We start from the raw sequence: 11693 nt of genomic DNA on the forward strand, positions 1-11693 counted from the left end.
ATCTGTCGGCAGCGCCGGGCGTCAGCGCGTGGTGCTGTGACGGCTGCCTCTCGCCGTCAGTAGTGGTGTTGGTCATGTGATTCCCTCCCAGGGGAAAACGGAGGGCCGATCGCGTATCCACGCCGCGATCGGCCCTCCTAGTTGCTGACGTGTGAAGTTGTGGTCTGAGAACCCCGGATCGGCCCTTAGTCGGGCTCATCCGAGTCGGCCGTGAAGGCCGCCTCGATTCGGCGCCGGGCCTTGCTGAGCGTGGTGATCGAGTGCTTCATGCTCGCCAACCACTTCTCCACCTGTTCGACGGGAAGCTCGTAGACATCCACGGCGGCTAGACCCTCGGCCTCGCTCGCGAGAGCGAATACCATTCGTTCCATCACCTCGGCGTGCACGATCTTCCGCTGGCCGAGCATCACGCTGTCGGCCTGAATCGTGATGCCCCGCTCCTTCGCCTGCGAACGAAAGTAGGAGGCGTCGGAGTACATCCGGAGCGAGCGGTTGATGGCCTCGGAGGTGAAGCCATTCGAGGCCATCTCGATGACGTTCGGCCACAGGGCCTCCCGCTCCTCGGCGGTCAGCTTGTGGGGCTCAGGAGCGTCTCTGACGGGCTGCCGCCACCGCTTTGGACCCGACTCGGGACGAGTGGTAACCGGGTTACCACTCGCGGCGGAGATGTCCTTGCCGATGGTCACGTGGCTGACGCCCTGAGTCGCGGCGATAGCTCGCGTGCTCATGCCGCCCTCGGAGAGCGCGACCGAGATTGCTTGTCGATCCTGCTGCGGCAAGCTCACGAGGATGTCGTGCTGCTGCACGAACTCCTCCCAGGACGCCACGCCGGCCGCGATCCACGCCCGCCGCTCGTACAGCGAGGAAACAACCTCGATGTACTTTGCGAACTGCCCCTCGATGCCGTCACGCAGCAGCCCGAGCTTCATCACCGCGCTCTTCACCTCGGAAATGCTCATGTCGAGCACCACGATCTCGTCGTTCAGCACGGCGGCTCCATCGGGTCATCGAGCCAGTCGTCGACCTTCGGGTGCTCAGCGCGATGAGCGGCGGCGATGAGTTCTACGCCCAGTCGCACGGCCTCGTCTGCGGCGAGAGGGACGCTGAGCCCGGGAACGTCCACGCGAACCACGATCTGCTCGTCGTACTCGTCCGGTTCTACCGCGATCGGGCCGCCCGCCCAGCGCGTCTCGACCAGCGCGGCGGTCATCGCTTGCCGCCCTTCTTGAGCTCCTCGGCATAGAGGCCCGAAAGCACGAACACCTCGCGGATGTTGAGCTGCCGGTCGTCGCCGTCCTCGGCCCTGTGCAGGGACGCCACGGGCTTACCGACCGCTTCCGCCGCTTGGACGATGGGAACGCCCGCGAGCTGGCGTAGCTTGCGAAGGGACCGGCCGGGGCCGTCAGGACCGGCGACCACCTCGGCGGCGTTCACGCCTGAACCGCCTTTCGCGCCTGGACCCGGACGCTCTTGCTGAGGCGCTCGAGCTGGTCGGCCATCTCCAACAACTCGGTCTTCGACAGGGCGTAGTCGAACGTCTCCGGCATGAAGATCGCGGTGCGATCGATCATGGTTCCGTCCTCGTCGGCGTAGCTCACCCGGTAGGCAGTGACCGTGCCGCCCTTGATCATCCCGATCGACTCGCGCGGCCCCTCGTGCCACTCGGGCTCGAGTAGGCCGGCAGTGTCGTCGAGTTCGTGGCCGCGGCACCAGTCGAGATCGACGCACGGAACGGGAGACAACAGGCGCAGAGTCGCCGTCCCCTGCTTGATGCCCTCGAACTCGTACATGCCGAGGAACACCCACGGGGCGCCGTGCTCGTCCGCGAACGCGGTGCCGGCGACGGTCGAGTACAACAATCCTGCGGGCAGTCGAGAGTCGTAGCAGATCAAACCGTGAGCGTCGGCGGTGACGATGACCTCCGCTCCGGCGATCATGTGCGAGCTGAGCGCGGCCGGGGGAACACGGCGGAAACGCTCGGGCTCAACCTCGGTGGTATGTGCCATGATGGTGTTCATTACTGGTCTCCTTCGTAGTGGTTGGGTCGGGCCGGTCGCCCTCATCCGCGGTTGCACCCGCATGGATGGGGGCCTTCTTCTTCTCAGCGAGGACGATGCGCGTGCCGCGTCCGCTGTTCGTGTGCTGCTTCGTGCAGTGGTCCGCGATGAATCGCAAGACCGCGACGGCTTCGGTGGGTGAGAGTGCCTCTGCGCGAATGGTGACCCGATGCTCGGGATCGAGCCAGATCTCCTTCTTGTCGGGGTGAAGCTGCCAGCCGGCAAAGTTGGCCAACAACGTAGTTTCGATGTTGGTGGCGGCGGTGTTGAACGTCGGATCGGAGATCGGCAGGACGCTTCGAGATCGGATCGTGCTGACGATGCGGTGGATGTCGGCAGCTACCTCGGAGTTGAGGTTGTAGCGCTTCGGGGGTCGCCGGAGTTCCCATCGGGCTGCTTCTAGAGGAGCAGTTGAGCGCGCCTGCGGTGAGGCGGACGCCCAGTTCGAGGGGCTGCCGGTTCGTCCGGTCAGGACGCCTCCGCGAAAGCCGCTTCGATGAACGCCTCGACGTCCGACTCTCGGAAAATCCGGCGGCCACCGATTTTCGCGGACTTGGGAGCAGTGCCCTGGTGCAGCATCCAGCGGAGCTGCTTCTCCGACTTTCGAAGGCGCAGTGCGGTCTCGGCGAGCGTCAGAAGCGCTCCGCCCGAAGTGATGTAGGAGGTGCTCAAGAGTTCCTCTTTCCTGTGCTTGGTTCCCAGTTCCTTCCGGGCTTGGATAGATTCAAACATGACCAGACCTGGTACCGCAAGCGATCCCAACCAAGTTAGGTCAGATTCGGTAGAGTCGAGCGCATGCCTACCCCTGACGAGCAGATCGGCTCCAACCTGATCAAGTTGCGTGGCTCCATGACGCAGAGAGAGCTCGCGGAGAAGATGAAGCAACGGGGGTGGAAATGGACTCACGTCACGGTCGGATCGATTGAGCGAGGTGAGCGACCTCTCCGCCTCGCTGAGGCGGAAGCGGTTGTCGACGCAATCGGGCACGGCTTCGTCCACAACCTCCTGGCGTCGGAAGCCGACGCGACAGTGCAGGTGTGGATGCGGAAGATGTGGGAAGCCAATGCTGCGGTGGAGAAGGCCGTACGCACTTACGTTGAGACTCAGCTGCAGCTTTCGATGGCCGCATACAGCGCGCAGCCACACCCGGACAGCACAACTGGCGAAGGAATTTTGGACTGGTTGAGCCATTCACCTCAGCGAGCGGTGGAGACGACACTCGAACGAATCTGGTCTGAGGATGCGATGGAAGCATCGCTGGCGGAGCGGCTCTACGGAGAGACTGACGGTGAGGACCGCGGGATCGACATCTCCGACGACACATACATCAAGGCCTTCTACTCGTGGCAACGGCATGGCGAGCATCCAGAAGCGCCCTAACGGCAGGTGGCGGGCGCGGTACCGGGACGCCAATGGCAAGGAGCACGCGCGTCACTTCGAGTTCAAGAACAATCCGAAGAAGCCCGCTGAGTCCGCGCAACACTGGCTCGACTCGGTGACAGCCTCAGTCGTCCGCGGGGACTACCTCGACCCCGAGACGGCGCGGATGACCGTGGGGGAGTGGTGCGACCGCTGGCTCGCCGGATACGCGACCAATCGACCGTCAACGGTCCGGCAGGCGCGCACCCACCTCAAGCACATACGCGTCGCATTCGGCCCCCGTCCTCTCGCCAGCGTCCGGCCGTCCGAGGTGAAGACGTGGACCGCGGCACTGAAGCAGCAGGGACTCGCGGACTCCACGGTCTACGCCCTGCACGCTCGCCTGTCACATTTGTTCTCCGACGCCGTGCACGACGGGCTGGTGCCTCGCTCTCCGGTCTCGAGGCGCACGTCTCCGGGTGCGGGGAAGCAGCGGCCGTATGTTGCGACGACGGAGCAGATCTGGGCGCTCCACGACGCCATGCCCGAGGGAATGAAGCCGGTGATCCTCCTCGGCGCGTTCGCCGGCCTGAGGGTAGCCGAGATCGCCGCGCTGCGTACGACGGACGTCGACTTCATGCGCGGTGTGATTACTCCTGCGATCCAGTACCCGGCTGAGCCGCTCAAGACGGAGATGTCGCGTACTCCGATCCCGATCCCCACCGAACTCGCGCTCGAGTTGAACCGGGTGCCGGCGAAATGGGGGAGCAGCACCCTCGTCGTCGGCGCCTACGGCCGCCCGGTCGCGCCATACACGATCGAGACGGCGTTCCGGGTCGCGCGGGACGCGATCGACGGCCTACCTGAGGGTTTCCGGATTCACGACTGCCGTCACTACTTCGCGTCGCTGCTGATCGCGTCCGGGCTTGACGTGAAGGTCGTGCAGGCCCGCCTCCGGCACGCGTCAGCGAAGACGACGCTCGACACCTACGGGCACATGTGGCCCGACAAAGACGAGTCCGCACGAGCGGCCGTTGCACATGTGCTGGCCGCTCGTGCGGACTCGTTGCGGACTGACCCCGCTACTTCCGTGGGTTCTAGCTACACCCCGTAGTACAGCTCGAACTCGAAGGGGTGCGGGCGCTGCGCGAGCGGCTTGATCTCCTTCTCGCGCTTGTACTCGATCCAGGTGTCGATGAGCTCCTGGGTGAACACGCCGCCCTGCAGCAGGAAGTCGTGGTCGGCCTCGAGGGCGTCGAGAGCCTCGCCGAGGGTCGCGGGGACCTGCGGGATGAGCTTCGCCTCCTCGGGGGGCAGCTCGTAGAGGTCCTTGTCGACCGGCTCGTGCGGCTCGATGCGGTTCTTGATGCCGTCGAGGCCCGCCATCAGCTGCGCGGCGAAGGCGAGGTACGGGTTGCCCGAGGCGTCGGGCGCACGGAACTCGATGCGCTTGGCCTTGGGGTTGGTGCCCGTGATCGGGATGCGGATCGACGCGGAGCGGTTGCCGGCCGAGTAGACCAGGTTGACCGGCGCCTCGAAGCCCGGGATCAGGCGGTGGTAGGAGTTCACCGTCGGGTTCGTGAACGCGAGCACGGCGGGGGCGTGCTTGAGCAGGCCTCCGATGTACCAGCGGGCGAGGTCGGAGAGTCCGCCGTAGCCGTTCTCGTCGTAGAAGAGCGGCGTGCCGTCGTTCCACAGCGACTGGTGGGTGTGCATGCCCGAGCCGTTGTCGCCGAAGAGGGGCTTCGGCATGAACGTGGCGGTCTTGCCCCACTGCTCGGCCGTGTTCTTGACGATGTACTTGAACTTCAGGATGTCGTCGGCCGCGTGCACCATGGTGTCGAAGCGGTAGTTGATCTCGGCCTGTCCGCCGGTGCCCACCTCGTGGTGCGAGCGCTCGAGGATGAGGCCGGCGTCGATCAGCTTGAGGCAGATGTCGTCGCGCAGGTCGGCCTGCTTGTCGACGGGGCTCACAGGGAAGTAGCCGCCCTTGTAGGGCGTCTTGTTGCCGAGGTTGCCGCCCTCTTCGACGCGGCCCGAGTTCCAGGCGCCCTCGACGGAGTCGACGGAGTGGAACGCCGAGTTCTGCGTGATCTCGTAGCGGACGTCGTCGAAGATGTAGAACTCGGCCTCGGGGGCGAAGAACGCGGTGTCGGCGATGCCGGTCGAGGCGAGGTACTTCTCAGCCTTCTTGGCCACCTGGCGCGGGTCCTTCGAGTAGATCTCGCCGTTGCGCGGGTTGTAGATGTCGAAGACGAGGATCAGGGTGCGCTCGACGCGGAACGGGTCCACGTAGGCGGTCGTCACATCGGGGATCAGCTGCATGTCCGACTCGTGGATGTTCGCGAATCCACGGATCGAGGACCCGTCGAAGAGCTGGCCGACCGAGAAGAACTCCTCGTCGACGGTCGAGGCGGGGATGTTGAAGTGCTGCTGGACACCGGGGAGATCGGTGAACCGGATGTCGAGGAACTTGACGTCCGTGTCCTTGATGAACTTGAGCACCTCGGAAGAATCTTTGAACATGCAGAAGTCTCCTATGGCATAACGGGTTACTGCTGAGCGCAGCCGTCCCAGGCTAGTCACGGGGTGTGTCCCTGGAGTGTCCCCCTTGTTTCGAGCATGTTACGTGAGTCTGACTCATCCTGGCTCCGCGGGCCGGCCGAGGTGCTCAGGGGGCGCCGATACGATGGATCCATGCCCGGACCGGAACGCAGGACCTTCGCCGATGTGCCCCCGAGCCACTGGCCGGGGGAGCGGCTCGGCCTGCCCCGTGAGGGCCGGATGTCGATCGCGCGACCGGGTCGCCGCTTCGCCGCGCTGGCGGTCGACTTCGCGATCGCGGCGCTGATCTCGCTGGCGTTCTTCTCCTACGACCGCTGGGCGAGCCTGATCCTGTTCGTGGTCCTGCAGGCGGTCTTCATCCCGACCATCGGCGGTGGCATCGGGCACCGCCTGCTCCGGATGCGCGTCGTCCGACTCGGCGGCGGCTGGGTGGGGGCGTGGCGCCCGCTGGTGCGCTCGCTGCTCCTGGCCGTGCTCGTTCCCGCGCTGGTCTGGGACTCCGACCAGCGCGGCTTCCACGACAAGGTCGCGGGAACGGTGCTCGTCCGCTACTGAGCGGTCGACGCCGAGCGGTCGACGCCGAGCGGTCGACGCCGCGCGGTCGGCGCCGCGCTCAGCGCGAGCGCTGCGGGCGCACCTTGAAGGGGTCGACGCCCTTCGGGATCGGCAGCGACGTGTTGAGCGAGGCCAGACGGTTCTTCACCGCGAGGACCTCGGCCTTGGTGAGGGCCTTCTTCGTCTTCGCGAGGGTCCGGGGAATGCGGTGTAGCGGAACCGAGTCGGCGTCGGGGCCGACGTGGACGAACGTGACGGGGACGTTCGGGAGGATCCGGGTCACCTTGCGGCGCTCGTCGTCGAGCATGCGCTTGGTCCGGCCGGAGGGGCCCTCGGCGATCAGCACGACACCGCCGCGGCCGACGGCGCGGTACACGGCGTCCTGGGTCTTCCCGTTCACGGCGACGGGCATCTCGGTCCCGGTCCACGTGCCGCGGAGGCCGCTGCGGAGCACCGCTCCCACGGCGCCGGGCTGGCCTGCGATCTGACCGTAGGCCGCGCGCTCGGCGCGACGGGAGAGCACGGCGAGTCCGGCCACCATGCCGGCGAGCACGCCGACGAGCACCCAGAGCGCGATGACGAAGCCATTGCCTCCGCCCAGCAGGATCCCGAAAAGGACGCCGAGGAGCACGGGCAGCAGCGTCGCGAGCAGGATGATCCAGACCGCGCTGCTGTCGTAGCGGCGGGTCATCTGGAACACCTGCCACATCTGCTTGAGACGTCCGGGTTCCTTGACCGCCTTCGTCGACGGTTCCGTGCTGCGTGCCATGTGCTCAAGGATACCGAGCCGCCCCGGCCGCAGGGACCGTTCCCCCTCGATCAGCGAGAGGCTCCTCCCCGGCGGTCGCTGTGCCCGGTCGTCCCCAGATCGGGATCGGCGGCCCCTGGCGGGCGGTGCGTCGGTCGATCCTCGGGGGATGGGATCGGAGACGGGACGGGTGCAGGAGGAGCGAGGACGACGGGTCGCGGGCTATGAGGTCGTCGGCCCGTCGGCGCGCGGACACCTCGTGCGCGGGCCCGAGGGGGAGGCCCTCGAGGCGCGCATCTGCTCCGTCGACGACGCCGCCGTCGCCCTGCGGAACGGGGCGGCCCTGCTGCCCGAGCACGGGCACCGGGAGACCCTGGTCGACCTCTGCGTGGACGACGGGGTCGTGGTCCTGCTGACGCGACCGGCGGTCGTGGAGACGCTCGCCCGGGTCCTGGAGCGAGGGCACCGACTGCCAGCGGGCGCCGCGGTGACCGTCCTCGCTCCCATCGCGGGGGCGCTGCGGGACGCCGCGGACCACGGCGTCGTCCTGTCGATCGGCACCGGATCCGTCGGCCTGACGGCGGAAGGGAGGCCCGTCCTCCTGCTGGGAGAGGAGGGCGCCGGGTCCACACCGGCGTCGGCCTTCCGCGCGGTGCTGCTCGCGGCCGCTCCGGAATCGAGTCCTCCGGAGGACGCCGATCTCGCTGGACTCGAAGCGCACCTCTACCGCTGGGCGGCGCCCGCTCCTCTCGGAGAGCTGCTCACGGCGCCGGCGGTCCCGGCCGCGTCCGAAGGTCCGGAGCCGGGGCCGACCGGCTCGCCCAGCGCTCGCACGCGCATCGCCGGGATCACCGCGACGTGGCGACTCCGATTCCGGCGTCGCTCCGCGGTGGCCGGAGCCTCAGCACTCGCCCGGCACCGGCGCGTGCACCCGCTCGACGGCTGGAGGGGTCGGGCCGTCGCGATGGCGAGCGCGCGTCGCGGTCCGCTGCTCGCTGCGGCAGCGGTCGTCGTGGGTGCTCTCGTCGCCGGACTCGTCTCGGGGAACGAGCAGGACGTCAGCGCGCCGCCCGAGGGAGGCGCGTCGGCCGCTCCGACCGGAAGCCACCAGGAGGTCGCGCCCAGACCTCCCTCCGCCGACCTCCCGGCCGCCGAAGCGGCGACCGCGCTGCTCCGGAGCTTCGCGTCCTGCTCCGGAGCGACGGATCGGAGCTGCGTCGACAGCCTGAGCGCCGAGGATTCGCCGCTGCGCTCGGACGGCGGACCGGATTTCGTGGCGGCACTCGGAACGGTCGACCACGCCGCTCTGACGGACGAGCAAGGGGCGTCCGCCCTCCTCTCGATCGATGCGACGGCCGAGGCGGGGGAGACGACAGCGGCCTCCGTCCTGATCATCAGGACGGAGGCCGGCTGGCTCCTGCGCGAGGTGTTCACCGAGGAGGGCGGCTAGGCCGTCCCCTCAGCGGACGGGTCCGCTCAGATGCCGAGGTCGTTCTCGAACGAGCCCTCCTCGAGGCGCTCCTTGATCGCGACCAGGAAGCGCGCCGCGTCGGCACCGTCCACCGTGCGGTGGTCGTACGAGAGCGCGAGGTACACGGTCGAGCGGATCGCGATGACGTCCTGACCGTCAACCTGCAGCACGGCGGGCTTCTTGGTCACGATGCCGGTCCCGAGGATCGCGGTCTGCGGGAGGAAGACCACCGGGGTGTCGAAGAGCGCGCCGCGCGATCCGGTGTTGGTCAGCGTGAAGGTGCCGCCGGCCAGCTCGTCGGGCTTGAGCTTGTTGTTGCGGGTGCGCTCGGCCAGGTCCCCGATGGTGGAGGCGATCTGCGCGAGGTTCAGGTCCGACGCGTTCTTCAGGACCGGGGTCAGCAGGCCGCGCTCGGTGTCGACCGCGATGCTGATGTTCTCGTGGTCCGGGTAGACGATCGAGTCGCCGTCGAGGGTGGAGTTGATGACCGGGTAGGCCTTCAGCGCCTCGGCGGCCGCCAGCGCGAAGAACGGGAGGAAGGACAGCTTGGCGCCGGTCTTCTCCTGGAAGCTCTTCTTCACCGAGTCGCGGAAGCGGGCGACGTTCGTCACGTCGACCTCGACCACCGAGGTGAGCTGAGCGGTCGACTGCATCGACTCGACGGCGCGCTGGGCGAGGACCTTGCGGAGGCGCGACAGCGACTGCGTCGTTCCGCGCAGCGGCGAGGTTTCGAGCGGGGTGCGAGCGGCCTTCGCCGCGGCGGCGGCGGGAGCCGAGACCGGGGCGGGAGCCGACTTCGCGGCTTCGACGGCGTCGAGCACGTCCTGCTTGCGGATGCGGCCGCCGACACCGGTGCCGGTGAGCGACGCGAGGTCGATGCCGTGCTCGCTCGCGAGCTTGCGCACGAGGGGGGTCACGTAGCCGGGGTTCGAGTCGGTGGGCTCGGGGGTCGCGGCCTGGGCGGGCGCCGCGGCGGCGGGCGCCGGTGCGGGAACGGAGGGAGCCGGTGCGGCGGCCTCGGGCGCGGCGGGCTTCTCGGCGGCGGGGGCCGGCTCGGGCTCGGCGGGGGCCGGAGCCTCCTCCTCGCTGTCCGAGTCGACCGACGGGGTCGCCACGTCGGTGGGCTCGGTCTCGGCGGCCTCGACCTCCGGAGCCTCCTCGGCGGCGGCGGGGGCCTCGGGCTCGGCGGGCGCCGCGGACGCGGAACCGTCGCCGATCCGGACCAGCTCGGCGCCGACCTCGACGGTCTCGTCCTCCTGGACGAGGATCTCCTCGATGACACCGGCGACGGGCGACGGGATCTCGGTGTCGACCTTGTCGGTCGACACCTCGAGCAGGGGCTCGTCGACCTCGACGCGATCCCCGACGTTCTTCAGCCAGCGGGTGACCGTTCCTTCCGTGACACTCTCTCCGAGTGCCGGGAGGCTGACGGATTCGCTCATGATCCTGTCTCCTTAAGACGTGTGCGTACAGTGTTCAGCTTAGTGATGCGGGAGCGGCGGGTCGCCGCCCCGCGGTGGTGCTAGAGGGCGTGCAGGGGCTTCCCGGCCAGCGCGAGATGCGCCTCGCCGAGCGCCTCGTTCTGGGTCGGATGCGCGTGCACGAAGGGTGCGACGTCCTCCGGGTGCGCCTCCCAGTTCACGATGAGCTGGGCCTCGCCGATCAGCTCGCCGACCCGGGCGCCGACCATGTGCACGCCGACGACCGGTCCGTCCACGACTCGGACGACCTTCACCGATCCGCTGGTGCCCAGGATCGTGCTGCGCGCGTTGCCGCCGAGGCCGTAGTCGTAGGCGGCGACGCGCTCGGCACCGTACTCCGCCACGGCGCCCGCCTCGGTCAGCCCGATGGAGGCCACCTCGGGATCGCTGTAGGTCACCTTCGGCACGTTGAGGTCGCTCACGACCTGCGGGGCGAGACCGGCGATCTCCTCGGCGACGAAGATCCCCTGCTGGAAGCTGCGGTGCGCGAGCTGCAGTCCGGGGACGATGTCGCCGACGGCGTAGACGCCCGGGACCGAGGTCCGCAGGCGCTCGTCCGTGACGACGAAGCCGCGATCGAGCGCGACTCCGGCCTCTTCGAGCCCGATGCCGGCCGTGACCGGACCCCGGCCGACGGCGACGAGCAGCAGCTCGCCCTCGACGACGGTGCCGTTCTCGAGCGAGACGCTCACTCCGGTGTCGGACTGGGAGACGGAGGAGACCCGCGAGCCGAGCTGGAACGCGATGCCGCGCTTGCGGAACGCACGCTCGAGCTGTCGGCTCGCGCTCTCGTCCTCGTTCGGCACGAGGTGGGGGAGCGCCTCCACGATGGTGACCTCGGCGCCGAAGGAGCGCCACACGCTCGCGAACTCGACGCCGATGACTCCGCCGCCCAGCACGACGACGCGAGCCGGCACGTGATCGAGCTCGAGCGCCTCGTCGCTGGTGAGGATCCGGCCGCCGATCGTGATGCCCGGGAGCGTCCGCGACGCGGAGCCGGTCGCGACGACGATCGAGCGTCCGTGGAGGACGTGCTCGCCCACCGTCACGGTGCTCGGACCGGAGAGTCGGCCGTCGCCCTCGACCACGGTGATGCCCCGCGAGGAGATGAGGCTCTGCAGTCCCTTGTACTTGCCGGCGACGACGCCGCGGCGGTACTCCGTCACCTGCTCGACGTCGATGCCGTCGAAACTTGCGCGGACGCCGTACTTCTGCGCGTCCTTGGCGCCGTCCGCCAGCTCCGCGGCGTGCAGGAGGGCCTTGGTGGGGACGCAGCCCCGGTGGAGGCAGGTGCCGCCGAGCTTGTCGCGCTCGACGAGAGCGACGTTCATCCCCAGCTGAGTGGCCCGCAGCGCCGCGGCGTACCCGCCGCTGCCCCCGCCGAGCACGACCAGGTCGTAGCTCTCTTCCGACACCCGGTGACTCCCTTGCGACGTGCGGTCCCCGGTCGCTCCGTA

The 11693-nt window shown here is 68.5% G+C and carries 14 protein-coding genes; 4 read left to right on the top strand and 10 right to left on the bottom strand.

Features of this window, described 5'->3' with window-relative positions; genetic code table 11:
• Nucleotides 1–185 precede the first annotated feature (185 nt).
• The 6 genes from C1I63_RS13860 to C1I63_RS13880 all read right to left on the bottom strand — a co-directional run bounded on the left by C1I63_RS13860 (nt 186) and on the right by C1I63_RS13880 (nt 2789).
• Nucleotides 186–989, bottom strand: a complete 804-nt coding sequence (locus C1I63_RS13860) for a hypothetical protein (RefSeq protein WP_107575154.1) — start codon at nt 987–989, stop codon at nt 186–188.
• Nucleotides 983–1210, bottom strand: coding sequence for a hypothetical protein (locus C1I63_RS13865; protein WP_107575155.1), 228 nt, complete (start codon nt 1208–1210; stop codon nt 983–985). The genes C1I63_RS13860 and C1I63_RS13865 overlap by 7 nt, the downstream gene beginning before the upstream one ends.
• A complete protein-coding gene (locus C1I63_RS13870) occupies nt 1207–1434 on the bottom strand; it encodes a hypothetical protein (protein WP_107575156.1) in 228 nt (75 codons plus the stop codon). The genes C1I63_RS13865 and C1I63_RS13870 overlap by 4 nt, the downstream gene beginning before the upstream one ends.
• Nucleotides 1431–2018, bottom strand: coding sequence for a hypothetical protein (locus C1I63_RS13875; RefSeq protein WP_107575157.1), 588 nt, complete (start codon nt 2016–2018; stop codon nt 1431–1433). Before C1I63_RS13875 ends, C1I63_RS13870 begins: the two co-directional genes overlap by 4 nt.
• Nucleotides 1984–2292 carry a hypothetical protein gene (locus C1I63_RS19525; RefSeq protein WP_146168470.1) on the bottom strand — a complete coding sequence of 103 codons (309 nt, stop codon included), beginning with the start codon at nt 2290–2292 and terminating at the stop codon, nt 1984–1986. The genes C1I63_RS13875 and C1I63_RS19525 overlap by 35 nt, the downstream gene beginning before the upstream one ends.
• Before the next feature lie 233 nt (nt 2293–2525).
• Entirely contained in the window at nt 2526–2789 is a 264-nt protein-coding gene (locus C1I63_RS13880; RefSeq protein ID WP_107575158.1) for a helix-turn-helix transcriptional regulator, read from the bottom strand.
• 63 nt (nt 2790–2852) lie between these two features.
• Here C1I63_RS13880 and C1I63_RS13885 point away from each other — a divergent pair, with 63 nt between their 5' ends.
• Nucleotides 2853–3437, top strand: a complete 585-nt coding sequence (locus C1I63_RS13885; protein ID WP_107575159.1) for a helix-turn-helix domain-containing protein — start codon at nt 2853–2855, stop codon at nt 3435–3437.
• Entirely contained in the window at nt 3412–4530 is a 1119-nt protein-coding gene (locus tag C1I63_RS13890) for a tyrosine-type recombinase/integrase (protein ID WP_107575160.1), read from the top strand. Before C1I63_RS13885 ends, C1I63_RS13890 begins: the two co-directional genes overlap by 26 nt.
• On the opposite strand, the gene glnA is transcribed toward C1I63_RS13890, so the two are convergent.
• Nucleotides 4518–5942, bottom strand: a complete 1425-nt coding sequence (gene glnA, locus C1I63_RS13895) for a type I glutamate--ammonia ligase (protein WP_055792314.1) — start codon at nt 5940–5942, stop codon at nt 4518–4520. The two genes, C1I63_RS13890 and glnA, sit on opposite strands and share 13 nt — an antisense overlap.
• Nucleotides 5943–6113: 171 nt before the next feature.
• Here glnA and C1I63_RS13900 point away from each other — a divergent pair, with 171 nt between their 5' ends.
• Nucleotides 6114–6536 (top strand): RDD family protein, encoded by a 423-nt coding sequence (locus C1I63_RS13900; RefSeq protein ID WP_055792311.1) that lies wholly within the window; start codon nt 6114–6116, stop codon nt 6534–6536.
• Between the two features lie 58 nt (nt 6537–6594).
• On the opposite strand, the gene C1I63_RS13905 is transcribed toward C1I63_RS13900, so the two are convergent.
• Nucleotides 6595–7305 carry a DUF4191 domain-containing protein gene (locus C1I63_RS13905; RefSeq protein WP_107575161.1) on the bottom strand — a complete coding sequence of 237 codons (711 nt, stop codon included), beginning with the start codon at nt 7303–7305 and terminating at the stop codon, nt 6595–6597.
• A gap of 148 nt (nt 7306–7453) precedes the next feature.
• Here C1I63_RS13905 and C1I63_RS13910 point away from each other — a divergent pair, with 148 nt between their 5' ends.
• Nucleotides 7454–8734 (top strand): hypothetical protein, encoded by a 1281-nt coding sequence (locus tag C1I63_RS13910; protein ID WP_107575162.1) that lies wholly within the window; start codon nt 7454–7456, stop codon nt 8732–8734.
• Nucleotides 8735–8760: 26 nt separating this feature from the next.
• On the opposite strand, the gene sucB is transcribed toward C1I63_RS13910, so the two are convergent.
• On the bottom strand, nt 8761–10197 hold the full coding sequence (sucB, locus tag C1I63_RS13915; RefSeq protein WP_107575163.1) for a 2-oxoglutarate dehydrogenase, E2 component, dihydrolipoamide succinyltransferase: 1437 nt from the start codon (nt 10195–10197) through the stop codon (nt 8761–8763).
• Between the two features lie 80 nt (nt 10198–10277).
• Nucleotides 10278–11651, bottom strand: a complete 1374-nt coding sequence (gene lpdA, locus C1I63_RS13920) for a dihydrolipoyl dehydrogenase (RefSeq protein WP_107575164.1) — start codon at nt 11649–11651, stop codon at nt 10278–10280.
• Between the last annotated feature and the right edge of the window lie 42 nt (nt 11652–11693).

Source organism: Rathayibacter caricis DSM 15933 (genome assembly GCF_003044275.1).
Classification (GTDB): domain Bacteria; phylum Actinomycetota; class Actinomycetes; order Actinomycetales; family Microbacteriaceae; genus Rathayibacter; species Rathayibacter caricis.

Excerpts from the sequence above, each read along its gene's own strand:
- C1I63_RS13875 (WP_107575157.1), bottom strand. The coding sequence starts at position 2,018 with ATGAACACCATCATGGCACATACCACCGAGGTTGAGCCCGAGCGTTTC.
- C1I63_RS13880 (WP_107575158.1), bottom strand. The coding sequence starts at position 2,789 with ATGTTTGAATCTATCCAAGCCCGGAAGGAACTGGGAACCAAGCACAGG.
- C1I63_RS13905 (WP_107575161.1), bottom strand. The coding sequence starts at position 7,305 with ATGGCACGCAGCACGGAACCGTCGACGAAGGCGGTCAAGGAACCCGGA.
- glnA (WP_055792314.1), bottom strand. The coding sequence starts at position 5,942 with ATGTTCAAAGATTCTTCCGAGGTGCTCAAGTTCATCAAGGACACGGAC.
- C1I63_RS13885 (WP_107575159.1), top strand. The coding sequence starts at position 2,853 with ATGCCTACCCCTGACGAGCAGATCGGCTCCAACCTGATCAAGTTGCGT.
- C1I63_RS13890 (WP_107575160.1), top strand. The coding sequence starts at position 3,412 with ATGGCGAGCATCCAGAAGCGCCCTAACGGCAGGTGGCGGGCGCGGTAC.
- C1I63_RS13900 (WP_055792311.1), top strand. The coding sequence starts at position 6,114 with ATGCCCGGACCGGAACGCAGGACCTTCGCCGATGTGCCCCCGAGCCAC.
- C1I63_RS13865 (WP_107575155.1), bottom strand. The coding sequence starts at position 1,210 with ATGACCGCCGCGCTGGTCGAGACGCGCTGGGCGGGCGGCCCGATCGCG.
- C1I63_RS13910 (WP_107575162.1), top strand. The coding sequence starts at position 7,454 with ATGGGATCGGAGACGGGACGGGTGCAGGAGGAGCGAGGACGACGGGTC.
- sucB (WP_107575163.1), bottom strand. The coding sequence starts at position 10,197 with ATGAGCGAATCCGTCAGCCTCCCGGCACTCGGAGAGAGTGTCACGGAA.